This window comes from Cellulosimicrobium sp. SL-1 (genome assembly GCF_011033075.1).
Lineage (GTDB): Bacteria > Actinomycetota > Actinomycetes > Actinomycetales > Cellulomonadaceae > Cellulosimicrobium > Cellulosimicrobium funkei.
On record NZ_JAACJC010000011.1, the window covers coordinates 172,422 to 188,250 of the forward strand.

General features: G+C 75.6%; 12 protein-coding genes and 1 tRNA gene. 8 read left to right on the plus strand and 5 right to left on the minus strand.

All coding sequences use genetic code 11. The annotated features are described in order from the left end of the window. The first annotated feature begins 218 nt into the window (after positions 1-218). Complete coding sequence (locus GWJ10_RS17330; RefSeq protein WP_163188705.1) at positions 219-626, plus strand: hypothetical protein; 408 nt, start codon at positions 219-221, stop codon at positions 624-626. A 125-nt stretch (positions 627-751) separates the two neighbouring features. Here GWJ10_RS17330 and GWJ10_RS17335 read toward each other — a convergent pair. The 3 genes from GWJ10_RS17335 to GWJ10_RS17345 form a co-directional block, all read right to left on the minus strand. Then, positions 752-841 (minus strand) — tRNA-Ser (locus GWJ10_RS17335). Between the two features lie 169 nt (positions 842-1,010). Next, positions 1,011-2,033, minus strand: a complete 1,023-nt coding sequence (locus GWJ10_RS17340) for an iron-siderophore ABC transporter substrate-binding protein (protein ID WP_163188706.1) — start codon at positions 2,031-2,033, stop codon at positions 1,011-1,013. A gap of 8 nt (positions 2,034-2,041) precedes the next feature. Next, the gene (locus GWJ10_RS17345) at positions 2,042-2,881 is read right to left on the minus strand and encodes a siderophore-interacting protein (protein ID WP_061268837.1); all 840 of its coding nucleotides are present in this window, start codon (positions 2,879-2,881) and stop codon (positions 2,042-2,044) included. Between the two features lie 223 nt (positions 2,882-3,104). Between GWJ10_RS17345 and GWJ10_RS17350 the strand changes: the two genes are divergently transcribed. The 4 genes from GWJ10_RS17350 (at position 3,105) to GWJ10_RS17365 (ending at position 8,429) form a co-directional block, all read left to right on the plus strand. Next, positions 3,105-3,788 (plus strand): DUF4956 domain-containing protein, encoded by a 684-nt coding sequence (locus GWJ10_RS17350; RefSeq protein WP_206158424.1) that lies wholly within the window; start codon positions 3,105-3,107, stop codon positions 3,786-3,788. Beyond that, a complete protein-coding gene (locus tag GWJ10_RS17355; protein ID WP_163188708.1) occupies positions 3,785-4,669 on the plus strand; it encodes a polyphosphate polymerase domain-containing protein in 885 nt (294 codons plus the stop codon). Before GWJ10_RS17350 ends, GWJ10_RS17355 begins: the two co-directional genes overlap by 4 nt. Continuing rightward, complete coding sequence (locus tag GWJ10_RS17360) at positions 4,669-6,783, plus strand: carbohydrate-binding domain-containing protein (protein ID WP_163188709.1); 2,115 nt, start codon at positions 4,669-4,671, stop codon at positions 6,781-6,783. The genes GWJ10_RS17355 and GWJ10_RS17360 overlap by 1 nt, the downstream gene beginning before the upstream one ends. Positions 6,784-7,625: 842 nt before the next feature. Continuing rightward, on the plus strand, positions 7,626-8,429 hold the full coding sequence (locus GWJ10_RS17365) for an NAD-dependent protein deacetylase (protein ID WP_043656515.1): 804 nt from the start codon (positions 7,626-7,628) through the stop codon (positions 8,427-8,429). Between the two features lie 145 nt (positions 8,430-8,574). On the opposite strand, the gene GWJ10_RS17370 is transcribed toward GWJ10_RS17365, so the two are convergent. After that, positions 8,575-9,006 carry a nucleoside deaminase gene (locus GWJ10_RS17370; RefSeq protein WP_074804208.1) on the minus strand — a complete coding sequence of 144 codons (432 nt, stop codon included), beginning with the start codon at positions 9,004-9,006 and terminating at the stop codon, positions 8,575-8,577. Positions 9,007-9,331: 325 nt separating this feature from the next. Here GWJ10_RS17370 and upp point away from each other — a divergent pair, with 325 nt between their 5' ends. From upp to GWJ10_RS17385, 3 genes are all read left to right on the plus strand, one after another. Further along, complete coding sequence (gene upp / locus GWJ10_RS17375) at positions 9,332-9,967, plus strand: uracil phosphoribosyltransferase (protein WP_163188710.1); 636 nt, start codon at positions 9,332-9,334, stop codon at positions 9,965-9,967. A gap of 315 nt (positions 9,968-10,282) precedes the next feature. Next, the gene (locus tag GWJ10_RS17380) at positions 10,283-10,966 is read left to right on the plus strand and encodes a winged helix-turn-helix domain-containing protein (protein WP_163188711.1); all 684 of its coding nucleotides are present in this window, start codon (positions 10,283-10,285) and stop codon (positions 10,964-10,966) included. A gap of 139 nt (positions 10,967-11,105) precedes the next feature. Beyond that, a complete protein-coding gene (locus tag GWJ10_RS17385) occupies positions 11,106-11,828 on the plus strand; it encodes an NAD(P)-binding oxidoreductase (protein WP_034651883.1) in 723 nt (240 codons plus the stop codon). Between the two features lie 31 nt (positions 11,829-11,859). On the opposite strand, the gene GWJ10_RS17390 is transcribed toward GWJ10_RS17385, so the two are convergent. After that, complete coding sequence (locus tag GWJ10_RS17390) at positions 11,860-15,738, minus strand: DUF11 domain-containing protein (RefSeq protein ID WP_163188712.1); 3,879 nt, start codon at positions 15,736-15,738, stop codon at positions 11,860-11,862. Positions 15,739-15,829 lie beyond the last annotated feature (91 nt).

Sequence of the window (15,829 nt, forward strand, 5' to 3'; positions counted from 1 at the left end):
TCGGCTCCGACGATCTGCACGGCAGACCGCGGCGCGGAGGGGAACTCATCGCTGCACCGCCGCACGGCCCGAAGTTTTAGGGCGACCGGCCGTCGTCCGTCACCGGGTGCTCATCGCTCGCTACAGTGCGGTCACCGACGGCGGTCGTCGGTCGGACAGCCGACGACGAGGAGAGCGCCGTGCGACCGGTATCAGACCAACACCCCCGACTGGCCCGGATGGACGCGTGGACCTGGAAGTTCCGACTGTGGGCCCCTCCGCTGATGGGTCCGCCGTTCCTGGTGTCGGCTGTCCTCGTCCCGGTCCCGCCGGGAACGACGGCCATTCTGTTTGCGGCCTTCACGCCTAGCACCATCGTCCTGATGTGGGAGCAAGCGCGGACCCGCCGATGGCATCCCCCGGCGGACGAGAAGACGCCCCGACGGATAGCGGTTGGCGTCGTCGCGGTGGTGGCGGCAGTCGTGGCGGCCTACTACGCCATGCGGATGTGGGGCGGCGTGGGCTTCGCGTTGGGCGCGATCGCCTGGTACGGCGCGATGTGGGCCGCCGCGCGGCACATCGCTGCGCAGCTCCGCGCTGTGCAGGAGCGACGGGCAGCAGCGGCACAGTCGACGGCCGCGAAGTGACGAGCATCGGAGCGCTTGGCGCGTCCAGGCCAGGCCAGGCCCAGGGCACTCCGAGAGGGCGACAGGCATCTCCGCATGACGAAGGGCCCCACAGCCGCAGGATTCCGCGGGTGGGGCCCTTCGGGTGGCGGTAGCGGTGGGATTTGAACCCACGGTGGACTTTCACCCACACACGCTTTCGAGGCGTGCTCCTTAGGCCGCTCGGACACGCTACCTCGCCGGGATACCCGGCCCAGGAAGGATACCTGGTCACACCCCCGGACACCGAATCGGCCGGTCAGCCGCTCCTGCGCCAGGTCACTCACGCCCCGCTCGACGCCCGCGCGGAGCCGGAACACCCGACCCACCCGGCGCCGTCGGGCACCCCGCCGCCGGGCACGGGCGTCACTTCCCGGCGAGCGCCTCGGCGAACAGCGGGGTGACGTTGTCGATCGCGTAGATCACGGCCGTGGGCGTGCCGAGCGAGAAGGCGTTGGAGAGGTCCTTGTCGTCGAACACGACGTAGCGGCCGTCGGCGACGGACGGCACGGTCTGGAAGATCGGGAGCGCCTCGACGTCGGCGGCGGTGAAGCCGATGGGCTGGATGACGGTGAGGTCGGCGTCGAGCAGGTCGACGTTCTCGGTGCCGAGCGTGGCGGAGAACTCCTCGCCGGCGGCCTCGTCGATCTCGGGCTTGGTGTCGAACCCGAGGCCCTGCATGAACTCGCCGCGGCTGGAGGTCGAGACGTAGGCGCCGAAGCCCTCGGCCCAGTAGGACCCGATGACGGCGGTCTTGCCCGCGAACTCGGGGTGCTCGTCGCGCGCGGCGGCGAACGCGTCGTCGACCTCGGCGAGCAGTTCGTCGCCGGCCTCGCTGCGCCCGAGGGCGGCGGCGATCATGCCGACCTGGTCCTCCATGGGCGTGAGGTAGGCCTCGCCGCCCTCGGGGATGGCGACGGTCGGGGCGATCTCGGAGAGCCGCTCGTACCGCTCGGGGTCGCCGGACGACTTCACGTCGAGGATGACGTCGGGGTCGAGCACGGCGATCTGCTCGTACGACGGCTCGAGGGTCCCGATGATCTCGGGCGACTCGTCGTACGCGTCGGCGAGCCACGGGCCGACGCCGTCGCCGCCGAACGCGAGCCAGTCGCTCGCGCCGACGGGCTGGACGCCGAGCGCGAGGGCGGTCTCGGCGTCGCCCCACCCGAGCGCGACGACGCGCTCCGGCTCCTCGGGGATCTCGACGTCGCCGAACGCCGTGGGGATGGTCACCGGGAAGGTGTCGGCGGCGCCGTCGGCGGTGGGGCTGCCGGACGGCGTGGGGTCACCGGAGCCGTCCCCGGACGAGCACGCGGCGAGCGCGAGCACGGCGAGCGCGGACACGGCCGCGAGCGCGCGGCGGGGACGGGTGGTGCTGGTGCGGTGCATGGAACTCCTCAGTCCTCGAAGATCTGGCCGACGGGCTCGCGCTTCTCCGCCTGGAAGCGGTCCTCCGCGCGGCCGTAGGCCCAGTAGCCGGAGAGCGACAGGTCGGAGCGCGGCACGCCGCGCTCCGTGAAGACGCGGCGCAGGGACTTCATGGCCCCGCGCTCGCCGTGCGCGAAGACGTGGACGCGGCCCTCGCGCCACGGGAGGTCGGCGACGGCGTCGGGCAGGAGCGTCGTCGTCCCGGCGGGCGCGTCGCCGCGCAGCACCCAGGTGACCTCGACGCCGCCGGGCGCCTCGAGCGGCAGGCGGTCCGCCTCGGTCCCGACCTCCAGCACGGCGTGCCCGACGGCGTCGCGCGGCATGGCCTCGAGCGCGGCGGCGATCGCGGGGAGCGCGGAGTCGTCGCCGGCGAGCAGGTGCCAGTCGGCGGCCGGGTCGGGCAGGTACCCGCCGCCGGGGCCGGAGAGGACGAGGCGGTCGCCGGGCTTCGCGCGGGCGGCCCACGGCCCGGCGAGGCCCTCGTCGCCGTGCACGACGAAGTCGATCGCGAGCCGCTGCGCCGCCTCGTCGACCCAGCGCACGGTGTACGTGCGGGTGACGGGCACGTCCTCGGGCGCGAGCGTGTCGCGCAGCGTCACGAGGTCGTAGGGCGGCTCGAGCCCGAGCTCGGGCTTGGCGAAGTAGATCTTGACGTACTTGTCGGTGTGCTCGTTCGTCGTGAACGCGGCGAACCCGTCGCCCCCGGCCACGACGCGCACGAGGTGCGGGGAGAGCCACGCGGTCTCGAGGACCTCGAGGACCGTCTGGGGGCGGGCGCGCCGCGGGGCGGGCGCGGTGGTGGTCGACATGACAACCTCTCGTCGGTGACTTAGGTGAGGCTAACATCACCGCCTGGGCGCGAGGTCGTGACGCCGGTCACCACCCTGCGGAGCAGGGCGAGTCGCGCGGTCGTGGGGCCCGAGGGAACTCATACACGCACCCTGTGCCCTCCACAGCGGCCGCACAGGCTCGACCGGCGGAATGAGGACGTCCTCGACCACGGCGCCCAGCGCCCCGGCACCCGGAGGCCTCGTGTCCCAGCCCGTCCTGTACCTCGTCGACCTCGTCGCGGTCACCGTCCTCGCGTTCGGCCTCTACTTCCCCCGGCACCGCCGCCGCGACCTCGTCGTCGCGTACCTCGGCGTCAACGTGGGGGTGCTCGCGGTCGCGGCGACGCTCGCGACGAGCAGCGTCGGCGCCGGTCTGGGGCTCGGGCTCTTCGGCGTCCTGTCGATCATCCGGCTCCGCTCGACCGAGCTCTCGCAGACCGAGGTCGCCTACTACTTCGCGGCCCTCGCGCTGGGTCTCCTCGGCGGCCTCGGCGCGACCACCGGCTGGTTGTCCCTCGCCGGCATGGCGCTCGTCGTGGGGGTGATGGCCGTCGTCGACCACCCGCGCGTCCTGCGCCGCGCGCAGAGCCAGACCGTCGTCGTCGACCGCGCCCTCGCCGACCCGACCGAGCTCACGCGCTACCTGGAGGAGCTGCTCGGCGCCGAGGTCCGCGGGGTGAGCGTGCAGCGGCTCGACCTCGTCAACGACACGACCTGGGTCGACGTCCGCTGGACCGCCCCACGGACGCCGCGCCGGGGCGCGCGCCCCGCCCGCCCCGCCGTCCTGCCCGACGCCGTCCCCTCGCTCGCGGCCGACGCCGCGCCGCTCCGCGTGGCCGCCGCGGCCCCGGACGGTCTCCCCGCCCGGACGGGGGTGCGCGCATGAGCCCGCAGACCCTCCCGGCCGACGACCGCGTGCGCGCCGCCCTGCACCCGCTCGCCGGGGTGGACCTCGACGAGCTCGTCGGGACGGCCGCGCTGCTGACCCGGGTCGACCGGAAGTACGTCCTGCCGGTGGACGACGCGGTCGCCGTGCTCGACGCCCTCGCCCGCACGACCGCCGCGCGCGTCCTGGAGATCGACGGCGCGCGCAGCGCGGCCTACGAGTCGGTCTACTTCGACACGCCCGACCTCGCGTCGTTCCGCCTCACGGCGACGCGCCGCCGTCGGCGCTTCAAGGTCCGCACGCGCACCTACCTCGACTCCGGGACGAGCTTCCTCGAGGTCAAGACGCGCGCCGCGCGCGGCACGACGCTCAAGCAGCGCGTCGCGCACGACTGCCCCACGGCGCTCGACGGCGGGCAGGAGTTCGTCCACCGGACGCTCGCCGCCGAGGGCATCGACGGCGTGCCGGAGCACGCGCTGGCACCCGGCCTCGTGTCGCGGTACCGCCGCACGACGCTCCTGCTCCCTCGGCCCGACGGCGCCGCGCGCGCCACCGTGGACACCGGGCTCACGTGGGAGCTCGACCGGCCCGACGGCGCCCGGCCCCTCTCCCGGCCCGTGACCCACCTGGTGGTCGTCGAGACGAAGGGCGGCTCGACGCCGTCGGACCTCGACCGTCTGCTGTGGCGGCACGGGCACCGCCCCGAGCGGATCTCGAAGTACGGCACCGGGCTGGCGCTGCTGCGCCCCGACCTGCCCGACGGCCCCTGGCGGCGCGTGATCCGCCGCCACCTCACCCCCTCCCCGGGCGGCACGACGTCCGACCGGACTCCCGCCCACCACCTCGCCCGCACCCCCGGGCACGACGACAGGAGCCTGTGATGCGTATCCGACGACCCCTCACGTACCTCACCGCGGCCGCGGCGGCCGCCGTCCTCGCCGGCTGCTCGGTCCTGGGCAGCGACGCCGCCACGGACGACACGTCCGCGAGCGCGAGCACCACAACCTCGACCGCCGCGTCCGACGCCGTCGCCGGCCTCACCCCGGACGAGGCGCGCGCCGACAACGCCGACGTGACGGTGGACGACGCCGACCTCGCGGTCGACGAGGCGTCGGCGACGACCGTCGCGCTCGACGGCGGCACCGCCACCGTGGACGGCGACGGCGTGACCGTCGACGGCGCGACCGTCACCGTGACCGCCCCCGGCACGTACGTGCTGAGCGGCACGCTCGAGGGCCAGGTCGTCGTCGACACCGCCGAGGACGGGCTCGTCCAGCTCGTGCTCGACGACGCCGACATCACCTCCCCGACCAACGCCGCCGTGAACGTGCAGGACGCGGAGAAGGTCGCGGTGGTCCTCGCCGACGGCTCGACGAACAGCCTCACCGACGCCGAGGAGCCCTCCGAGCTGGACGCCGACGGCGAGCCCGACGGCGCGCTGTTCTCGACGGCCGACCTCGTGCTCGGCGGCGACGGCGCGCTCACCGTGACGTCGCACGCGAACGACGGCATCGTCTCGAAGGACGGCCTCGTCGTCGCGGGCGGCGACCTCACCGTCGACGCGGGCGACGACGGCCTGCGCGGCAAGGACTACCTCGTCGTCACGGGCGGGACGCTCGACGTCACCGCCGCACAGGACGGGCTGAAGTCCACCGAGGACGGCGACGCGGCCCTCGGGTTCGTCGACGTGCGCGGCGGCGACGTCACCGTCACGTCGGGCGACGACGGCGTGCAGGCGGTGACGGACGTCGTCGTCTCCGGCGGCACGCTGACCGTCACCGCGGCCGACGGTGCGGGCGCCGACGTGAGCGAGGACGCCTCCGCGAAGGGCCTCAAGGGCGACGTGGGCGTCGTGGTCGGCGACGACGCGGCGGTCACCGTCGACGCCGCCGACGACGCGCTGCACTCGGACGGCGCCGTGTCCGTCTCGGGCGGGACCGTCGAGCTGTCGTCCGGCGACGACGGCGTGCACGCCGACGGCGACGTCACCGTCTCCGGCGGCGACCTCACGGTCACGACGTCCGTCGAGGGCATCGAGGGCGCGACCCTCACGATCTCCGGTGGTGACGTCGACGTGACGGCGAGCGACGACGGCCTCAACGCGACGGTCGGGTCGACGACGGGCACCGGCGAGGGCGACGCGGCATCAGGCGACGCAGCCGCGGGCGGCTCGGCAGCAGGCGGCTCGGCGGCGGGCGGCTCGGCGGCGGGCGGCTCGGCGGGCGGCTCGGCCGACGGCACGATGCCGGAGGCGCCGGACGGTGCACCGGGTGGCACGGCGGGCGGCACCCCGCCGGAGATGCCGGCCGACGGCGAGATGCCCGAGCCCCCGCAGGGCGGCGACCTGCCCGACGGTGTCGAGCCCCCCGACGGCGCGGACCTGCCGCAGGGCGGCCCCGGCGGCGGGGCGGGCGGCATGGCGGGCGGCGGCATGGACGCCGACGACGGCTCGTCGCTGACGATCTCCGGCGGCACGCTCACGATCGACGCCGGCGGCGACGGGATCGACTCGAACGGGTCGCTCACGGTCACGGGCGGCGAGACGGTCGTCCAGGGCCCGACGAACGACGGCAACGGCGCGCTCGACGTGAACGGCACGTTCACCGTCTCCGGCGGCTCGCTCGTCGCGGCGGGCAGCGCGGGGATGGTCGTCGTACCGGCCACGGACTCCGAGCAGGGCTGGCTCGCCGCCGACGTCTCTGCGAGCGCCGGCGACACCGTCACCGTCACGACGTCGGACGGCACCGTCGTCGCCGAGCTCACCGTCACCAAGGAGACGGCGAACGTCGTCGTCTCCTCCCCCGACGTGACGACCGGCGAGACCTACACGGTGACCACCCCGTCCGGCTCGGTGACCGCCGTCGCGGGCGAATGGACCGGCGGCGGCATGGGGGGCCGCCCCACCCACCCGGGCACGCAGGACGGCACCACGGCCCAGGACGACACCAGGGCTCAGGACGACACCACGGGCCAGAGCGAGACCACCGAGTCCTGACCGCGCGTCGTCCGGCCGGGGATCTCAGCCCGAGCGCCCTGCCGAGGTAGAGCCCCGGTCCCGCGAGGTAGAGCCGTGGTCCCCCGACGTACAGCCGAAGTCACGCGAAGTAGAGCCGAGGTCATCCGAGAGAGACCCGCGGTCGGGCACCGGCAGGAGCGCGCCAAGGATCGTCCCCACTCCGGTCCGTGCGGCCACCTGGTCGCGAGGAGCCCTTGCCGTGGTCGTGCCGCGTCCTCGCGTTGGAGCACCGTCGTGCCCGACGGCGGTCGGTCGCCCGCGGCGAGGGCGCCTCAGCCGGCCACCATCGAGGCGGCACCACCATCCAGACCCGACCCGCGCCGTCGGGCACAAGACCACGGCTCTACCTCGCAGAACCACGGCTCTACCTCGCAGAACCACGGCTCTACCTCGCGCGACCACGGCTCTACCTCGCCAGACCTCGAGTCCACCTCACGGGACCACGGCTCTACCTCGCCAGACCTCGAGTCCACCTCACGGGACCACGGCTCTACCTCGACCGAACCACGGCTCTACCTCGCGGGACCTCGGCTCTACCTCGCGGGGCCTCGGGGCTCCCTCGGGGTGACCAGCGCTACCTCGGCAGGCCGGAGTTCTGTCCCCGCTCTCGTCGTACCGTGGGAGACGTGCCCACCGACCCGACCGCACCGTCCCCGACCGACCCGACCGAACCGACGACCGCCTCCCCCGCGCACGTGGCGACGTCGTCCGCCGACCTGCCGTCCGCCGTCCCGACCCTGTCGTCGCGGCTCGCGTGGCGGCCGAGCCAGCCGCCGGCGGGCGCGGAGCCCGCGCCGCGGACGGGGACGGTCGAGGACGCGGTGGAGCTGCTGCGCGGGCTGCGGGTCACGGCGCTCACGGGCGCGGGCGTGTCGACGGACTCGGGGATCCCGGACTACCGCGGCCCGGACTCGCCGCCGCGCAACCCGATGACGTACCAGCAGTTCGTGCAGGACGAGGCGTTCCGCCGCCACTACTGGGCGCGCAACCACGTCGGGTGGCAGCACGTGCACCGCACGCACCCGAACGCGGGCCACCGGGCGCTGGCGCGGCTGGAGGACGCGGGTGTGCTCGTCGGGCTCATCACGCAGAACGTCGACCTGCTGCACGAGGACGCGGGCAGCCGCAACGTCATCGACCTGCACGGCCGCTACGACCGGGTGATCTGCCTGCAGTGCGGGCGCGTCATCTCGCGCGAGCACCTGGCCGAGCGCCTGACCGCGCTCAACCCGGGGTTCCTGGAGAGCGTCGGCGACGTCGGCGACGTGGAGATCGCGCCGGACGCGGACGCCGTGATCGAGCAGACGTCGCACTTCCGGCCCGCACCGTGCGAGTTCTGCGGCGGGGTGCTCAAGCCGGAGATCGTGTACTTCGGGGAGAACGTGCCGCGCGAGCGGGTCGACCGTGCGTTCGCGATGGTCGACGAGGGCGACGCGCTCCTCGTCGCCGGGTCGTCGCTCACGGTGCTGAGCGGGCTGCGGTTCGTGCGGCACGCGGCGAAGGACGGCAAGCCGGTCGTCATCGTCAACCGCGGCTGGACGCGCGGCGACCCGCTCGCGACGCTCAAGATCGAGGCCGGCACCACGGAGACCCTCACCGCCCTCGCCGAGGCGCTCGCGCGCTGAGGCGACCGACCCACGAGCGGTGGGGAGGAAGGACGGCGCCGGGTCGTGGCGGGCCTGGCGGGAGGCGCCGAGGGACGAGGCGCCGGATGGTAGAACCCGGCGCCGTCCTTCCTCCCCTCCGCGACCGCGACGACAGGGGGTGCGCTCAGCGCTGCGCGCCGAAGAAGTCGCGGAGCAGCCGTGCGCACTCGTCCTCGCGCACGCCGCCGACGACCTCGACGGCGTGGTTCGCGCGCTGGTCGCGCACGAGGTCCCACACCGAGCCGGTCGCGCCGGCCTTCGGGTCCCACGCCCCGAGCACGAGCCGCTCGACGCGCGCCAGCACGAGCGCGCCCGCGCACATGACGCACGGCTCGAGCGTGACGACGAGCGTGCAGCCCTCGAGGCGCCACTCCCCCCACGTCGCGGCGGCCTGGCGCAGCGCGAGCACCTCGGCGTGCGCGGTCGGGTCGCCCGTCTCCTCGCGCCGGTTGCGCCCCACGCCGAGCAGCCGCCCGTCCGGCCCGACGACGACCGCCCCCACGGGCACGTCGGCGCTCGCGAGCGCGTGGGTCGCCTCGTGCAGCGCGAGGCCCATGAGGGCGTCCCACGTCCGGCGGCGCCCCGCGACCGTGGCGGGCGGGAACGCACCCTCCGTGGCAGGGATCGCGAGCCCGCGCGGCACGCTGCCCGACGCCGTCCCCTCCTCCGGGTGCGCGAGGTCGCCCCGGTGGGCGGGGTCGCCCGAGCGGGCGGGGCCGCCCGGGTGGGCCGGCTCGCCGGGGTGGGCGACGTCGTCGGGCACGGGACCTCCGGTCGGTAGGAGCGGGCCGCACCAGGCTAGCGACCGCGCGCTCGCCCCGTGCGCGGATCGGTTACCGGCCGGTACGGCGGACGGCCCGCGGTCCGATACCGTTGTCACCATGCGCCTGCACGTCGCCGACCACCCGCTCGTGGCCCACAAGCTGACCGTCCTGCGGAACAAGGAGACGACGTCCTCGACGTTCCGGCTCCTCGTCGACGAGCTGGTCACCCTCCTCGCCTACGAGGCGACGCGGGACGTGCGCGTCGAGCCGCACGAGATCGAGACGCCCGTGACCAGGACGGTCGGCGTCCGGCTCGCGGAGCCGCGCCCCCTCGTCGTGCCGATCCTGCGCGCGGGCCTCGGCATGCTCGAGGGCATGACGCGCCTCCTGCCCACGGCGGAGGTCGGGTTCCTCGGGATGCAGCGCGACGAGGAGACGCTCGAGGCGGTCACGTACGCGAACCGCCTCCCCGACGACCTCACGGGCCGGCACGTGTTCCTGCTCGACCCGATGCTCGCGACCGGCGGCACGCTCGTCGCGGCGATCGACTACGTCTTCGCGCGCGGGGCGCGCGACGTCACCGCCGTGTGCCTGCTCGCCGCGCCGGAGGGCATCCAGGTGCTCGAGAAGGCGGTCGGCGACCGCGTCGACGTCCAGCTCGTGGTCGCCGCGGTCGACGAGCGCCTCGACGAGAAGGCGTACATCGTGCCCGGGCTGGGCGACGCGGGCGACCGCCTGTACGGCGTCGTCTGACCCTTCCACCTGCACGAACACCCGCCGGGACGCCCCGGCGCCCGCTCGGCACGCCCGGAACGCGAGATCGCGGCGGTCCGCATGATGAGAACTTCCACGGCTCCTCTTGGCGTGCCGTGCGCTCCGCTGCCATGCTCGCTCCCGTGAGCACCTCGACCCGTCCCGTCAGCGCGCCGTCCGGCGTGCTCCCGGGCGCGGTCGTGTGCGTCTGTTGTCAGGCCTGAACCCTCTCCCGCACCTCGGTTCAGCCCTCGACCCCTGCCGACCCGCCGGACTCCCGGCGTCGCCGTCGGCCCGACGCACCCGGAGCCACCCATGACGCTCACCGCTACCCGCCCCGCCCGCCGCACGCCGTCGGCCCGCGTCCCCGCCGCCCGGGCGTCGACGCCGCGCCCCACCGCCCCGCGGCCCGCCCCCGCACCCCGCGCGGCGGCGCCCGAGCCCGCCGCCCCGCGGCGCAACCCCGGCTTCGTGCTCTACGTCGGCGTCGACGCCGCGCCGGGCGAGCAGCCGCAGGCGCAGCTCGTCGAGCTCGCCGAGGCCCTGGGCGAGCTCGCGCGCGACTGGCTGCCGAGCGCCGAGACGTACACGGCGCTCGCCCTCGCGGAGCCCACGACCGCGACGACGTCGCCCGTCCAGGACATCGCCGCGTTCCGCGAGCGGCTCGCGACCCTCTCGCCCGTGCCGCGCGTCGTCATCGACCCCGCGGGGCGCACGGTCACCGTGGAGGGCCGCTCCGCGCGCCTGACCTTCCGCGAGCTCGAGCTGCTGTCGTACCTCGCGCGCACGGCGCACCGCGTCGTGACGCGCGCCGAGCTGCTGCAGACCGTGTGGGCCGACCACGAGGTCGCGAGCGGCAGCCGCACCATCGACGTCCACGTGCGACGCCTGCGCGAGAAGCTCGGGCTGGAGCACGTCATCACCACGGTCCGCGGGCTCGGCTACCGGTTCGACCCGCAGACCCCCGTCGTCCTCGGCGGCTCGGGGGACGCCGCCTGAGGACCGCGCTGCCGGGCCGCGGTCGACGTGGGGGTACGTGGGGGACCACGCGCCCGGCAGCGCAACCCCCTCCTGTGACGACCCTCGCACGCCGCCCGCTCGCCGGGCGCGGACGCGCGTGCGGCGATACGTTCGGCCCATGCGCACAGTCATCGCGGGAGGTCACGGCCAGGTGGGCCGTCGCCTGGCCCGGACGCTGGTGGAGCGCGGGGACGACGTCGTCGCCTTCGTGCGGTCCGCCGCGCAGATCACGGATCTCACGGAGCTCGGCGCGCACGTCGCGCTCGTCGACCTCGAGAAGGACGACGCCGTCGCGGTGTCCTTCGAGCTCGAGGGTGCGGACGCCGTCGTGTTCGCCGCGGGCGCCGGACCCGGCAGCGGGGCGCCGCGCAAGGACGCGGTCGACCGCGCGGGCGCGGCCCTCCTCGCCGACGCCGCCGAGCGCGCCGGGGTCGGGCGCTACGTCCTCGTCTCGTCGCGCGGCGTCGAGGCGGCCCGTGCCGACGAGCGCCCCGACGGCGTCGACGACGTGTTCTGGGCCTACCTGCGGGCGAAGGCCGCTGCGGAGGACGACCTGCGCGCCCGCACGGACCTGCAGTGGACGATCGTCCGGCCCGGCCGTCTCACCGACGACCCGGGCGTCGGGCTCGTGGCCCTCGCCCCCGTGGGCGACGGCGACAAGCCGCGCGGCAAGCGGCGCAAGCCCGGCGCCGCCGTCGGCGAGCGGTCCGACGTGACGCGCGACGACGTCGCGCTCGTGCTCGCGGCGGTGCTCCACGAGCCCCGCTCGGCCGGACTCGTGCTCGACCTCGTGGGCGGCGACCGCCCCGTCGAGGACGCGCTCGCCGACGTCCTGCCCTGACCGCCCGGCCCGGCGACGGACGTCGGGTGCGTCAGCCCGCGCAGCGGGCCTCGCGCTGCCAGATCACCCCGAGCGGGTCACGGTCGGGCCGGATGAGGACGTTCGCGATCCGCGCCGTGTAGTTCCAGCCGCCGTAGGACACCTTGTCGCCGAAGCCGTACCACTCGTCGACCTCCCACGCGGCGTAGCACGCGGGCGCCGCGCTGAAGGGGTCGACCACGAGCTGCTCGGACCACGATCCCGAGTGCAGGACGTACTTCGCCCCGGACCCGGAGGCCTCGCCCAGCTCCACCGTGCGGCGCTCGCCCGCCGCGAGGTCCCACTGGCCCTTCGCCTGCCCGGTGACCCGGAAGGTCAGCGGGACGTTCGAGCCGACGTTGTCGAGGAGCACGGACACCGTGCGGAACGAGGCGCCACGCTTCGCGTCGTAGTACGGGTCACCGAGGACGAGGCTCCCGCCGGGCGCCGCGACCGCGCAGTCGAGCGCGTCGAACCGGGCCGTCACCGTCTCCGCGAACGGGGTGCCGAGGACCGTGCGCGAGAGCTCGAACGTGACCGCACCGGACCGCACCGCGAGGGCACCCGCGGGCAGGTCGACGCTCGCGCTCGCACCGGGCGCGACCTCACCGAGGTCGCGCGTGCCGAACGGGGTACGGACGACGACGCGGGTCGGCTCGTCGGCGTCGTTGCGCAGACCGGTCGTGAGGACCACCCCGCCGGCACCGGGCGCGCACTGCGTCGTCGCCGTGAGCGTCGCCGCCCAGTCGGGCACGTACGCCGCACCCCGGTAGGTGGCCGCGAGGGTGGAGTCCTGGAACCCCTTCCCGAGCACCCAGCGGTACTGCCGGAAGGTCACCTTCCCGGCCTTGACGTCGAGCTTGCCCGTGTCGATCGTGAACGTCGCCGTCTCCCCCGGCCGGATGCCGCTCACCGGGGCGGAGTCCCCGAGCGCGCCCCCGAGCATCCGGGCGTCGAGCGTCTCCGCCGTGTCGTTCGTCAGGGTGCCGACGAGCCAGATCGAGCCGTCCTGCCAGCGCGCCTCGACCGTCGCCGTGCGCGCCCACGACGGCGCGTACGTCGTCGCGGCGTACGACGCGGTCACCGTGCTCCCCGCCAGGCCGGGGGCGTGAACCCGCTCGACCGCGAACGTGGCCGTCCCCGCCGGGACGTCGCGCACGCGGGTGTCGACGGCGAGCGTCTCGGTCGCGCCCGGAGCGACCTCCACGGGCGCGGCGCCGCCGTACGGCGTCGTCATCGTGACCCGCAGCGTCGTCGCCCGGTACGGGTTGTGGAACGTCCCGCGCACGACCGTCGAGCCGGCGCCCGCACCGTCCGGCACGACCCACGTGGCGGTCGCCGCCGCGGAGCCGTCCGCGACCGACCAGTCGAAGCAGTCGACGCCCGGGATCTCGTGGCTCGCGAGGGCCGCGCCGTCGGCGAGCACGTCGAGCGTCAGCGACGCCTCCCCGACACCGCCGGGCACGTCGACGACGGCGTCCCGGCCGCCGTCGACCGTGCGCGTCAGGTCGTCGCGACCGGCGACGGCGAACACCACGGGGACGGTCGAGCGCGTGTTGTCGTAGCGCAGCGCGACCGGGGCGGACGACCGCTCGGTCGCCGGGTCGAGCACGCACGCCCCGACGCTCGGTGCGTCCACCGCGGGCGCGTGCCGCACGGCGTCGTACGCGGCGGTCACGACGTGCGACCGGCCCGAGCCGTCGAGCCGGGAGACGCGGAACGCGACCTCGCCCGCGGCGACCTGCCGGGAACCGGTGTCGAGGGTCAGCACGGCCTCCGCGCCGGGCGCGACGTCGACCGCGCGCGTCGTACCGAGGTCTCCACCGTCCAGGGCCACGCGCAGCGTCGCCGCCGCGTGGTCGTTGCGGAAGGTCCCGCTCACCACCACGGAGCCGCCGCCCTCGGTGGGCGCCCACTCCGCCGTCGCCGAGCCCTCGACGCGCCACTCGAAGCAGTCGACGCCGTCGACCACGTGCCGCGCGACGGTCTCCCCGTCCGCGACGACCGCGAACGTCGCGCCCTGCGCACCGACACCACCGGGCACGACGACGTCACGTGTCTCGCCACCCTCGAGCGTCGCGGTCAGGTCGTCGCGGCCGACGACCGAGAACGTCACCGGCACCGTCGATGCCGCGTTGTCCAGGTGCAGCGTCACCGGCGCGGACGACGTGTCCGTCGCCGGGTCGAACACGCACCGTGCGACCGTCGGCTCCGCGACCCTCGGCGCGATCGCCTGGCGGCCGAGCGCGAGCGCGAGATCGCTCGGCGGCCGCGAGACGACCGTCCCGCCACCCGGGCCGACGAGCAGCCTCTCCTGCGAGAGCAGGAGCATGCTCGCGGGCACCGCAGGCGCGTTGACGTCGACGACCAGCGAGGCGTTCTCCCCCACGCTCGCGCGCCCGGGGAGGTCGGCCGCGCGCCACGCGGGCGTGTCGGGCGCGACGAGGCCGACCGTGACAGGGGTCCCCGTCCCGTTCGTCAGGTCGGCGACGAACCGCACCGCGCCGCCCGCGTTCTCCGCGCGGACCTGGACGTCGTCGGCCCCGAGCCACGCGAGCGGCACCGCCGCGCTCAGGGTGCGGCTCGCCGTGACTGCCTGGTCGTCGGCTCCGGCCCGCACCTCGACGGGCACGTCCGCGGGGAGCACGCGGAGCGCGCCGTCGTCGCGCTGCTGGAACTCGGGCGTGAACCCGTCTTCGGCGCGCAGCTCGACGGTCAGCTCTACCGGGCGGCCCGCAGACGCGCCGCGCGCCGGAGCGGGCAGCACCGTGTCGCTCGCACACTCGAGCGCGGCGCCCCGCGTCGGGGTGGTGCAGGTCCAGTCGTCGTCGACAGGCCGGAGGGACAGCCCCTTCGGCAGCTCGGGCACGGTGAAGCGGACGCCCTGGGCATCACGGTCGCCCGTGTTGGCGGCCGTGAGCGTGAGCGTCGCGGACCCGGGGTTCGCCGCGAGCGTCACGTGCTCGTCGTCGAGCCGGACCTCCGCGCCGACGTACTTCAGGGGCGGCGGCGTGAGGTTGCGCTCCACCGTCCGCAGGCCCTCCGCCTTCACCCGTGCGGGGAACTCGTAGACGCCGCCGCCCCGGGCCGTGACCGTGACGACGAGGTCGCGCGCCTCGCCGGGCGCGAGCACGCCCACCGCGCACGCGAGCGTCCCGCCCGCAGCGGCGGGCCCGCACGGGAGCGCAGCCGTGCGCAGCACGGGCGCGACCGACGCGCCGCGCGCGACGACCGACGACGTGACGGCCTCGACGCCGGCCGGCAGATCGATCTCGACCGTGACGTCCTGCGCCGCCCTCCCGCCCGAGTTCGACACCGTCAGGCGCACGTCGGCGGGCTTGCGCGCCTCCATCTCGATCCCGGTCCCGAGCGCGACGTCGAGCGCGGCCGGAGCCGGCTCCGGCGGCGGGTCGACGGGCGTCGGCTCGCCGGTCCCCGGGTCGACGGGGGTCGAGCCGCCGGGAGCCGGGTCGGTGGGCGTCGAGCCGACTGGGCTCGTCCCGCCGGGCGCGCCCCCATCCGCAGGCGGAGCCGTCGTCGCGTCGGGGGTGGCGGGGTCCGCCGGCGCCGGCGGGATGTTGGTGGGGGACGTCGGGTCTGTCGTGGGGTCGGGCGTCGGGGCGGTCGTCCCCGAGCTGGGCGAGGGCGACGGAGACGGGGACGAGCCGGACGGCGTCGGGGACGACTGCGAGGTCGGTGACGGCGTGGGGTCGGGGGTGAAGGCTCCGAGCGCGCCCGCGACGCCCAGCCCGGCGACCGCGAGCACGCCCACGGTCACCGCCGCCGCGGCGATCGGCGCGGACGCGACCAGCGCGAGCAGGCCTCCGGCCCCGGCCGCGGCCAGGGCGCCGCCGCCCGCCGCCGCACCGCCGACGGCCGCCGCTCCGCCCACCGCAGCAGCCCCGGCACCCGCGCCCGACCTGGAGGACCACCATGATCAGCACCTACACCGTGGCGCCGTTCCGTCCGCTCCCCACCGAGCG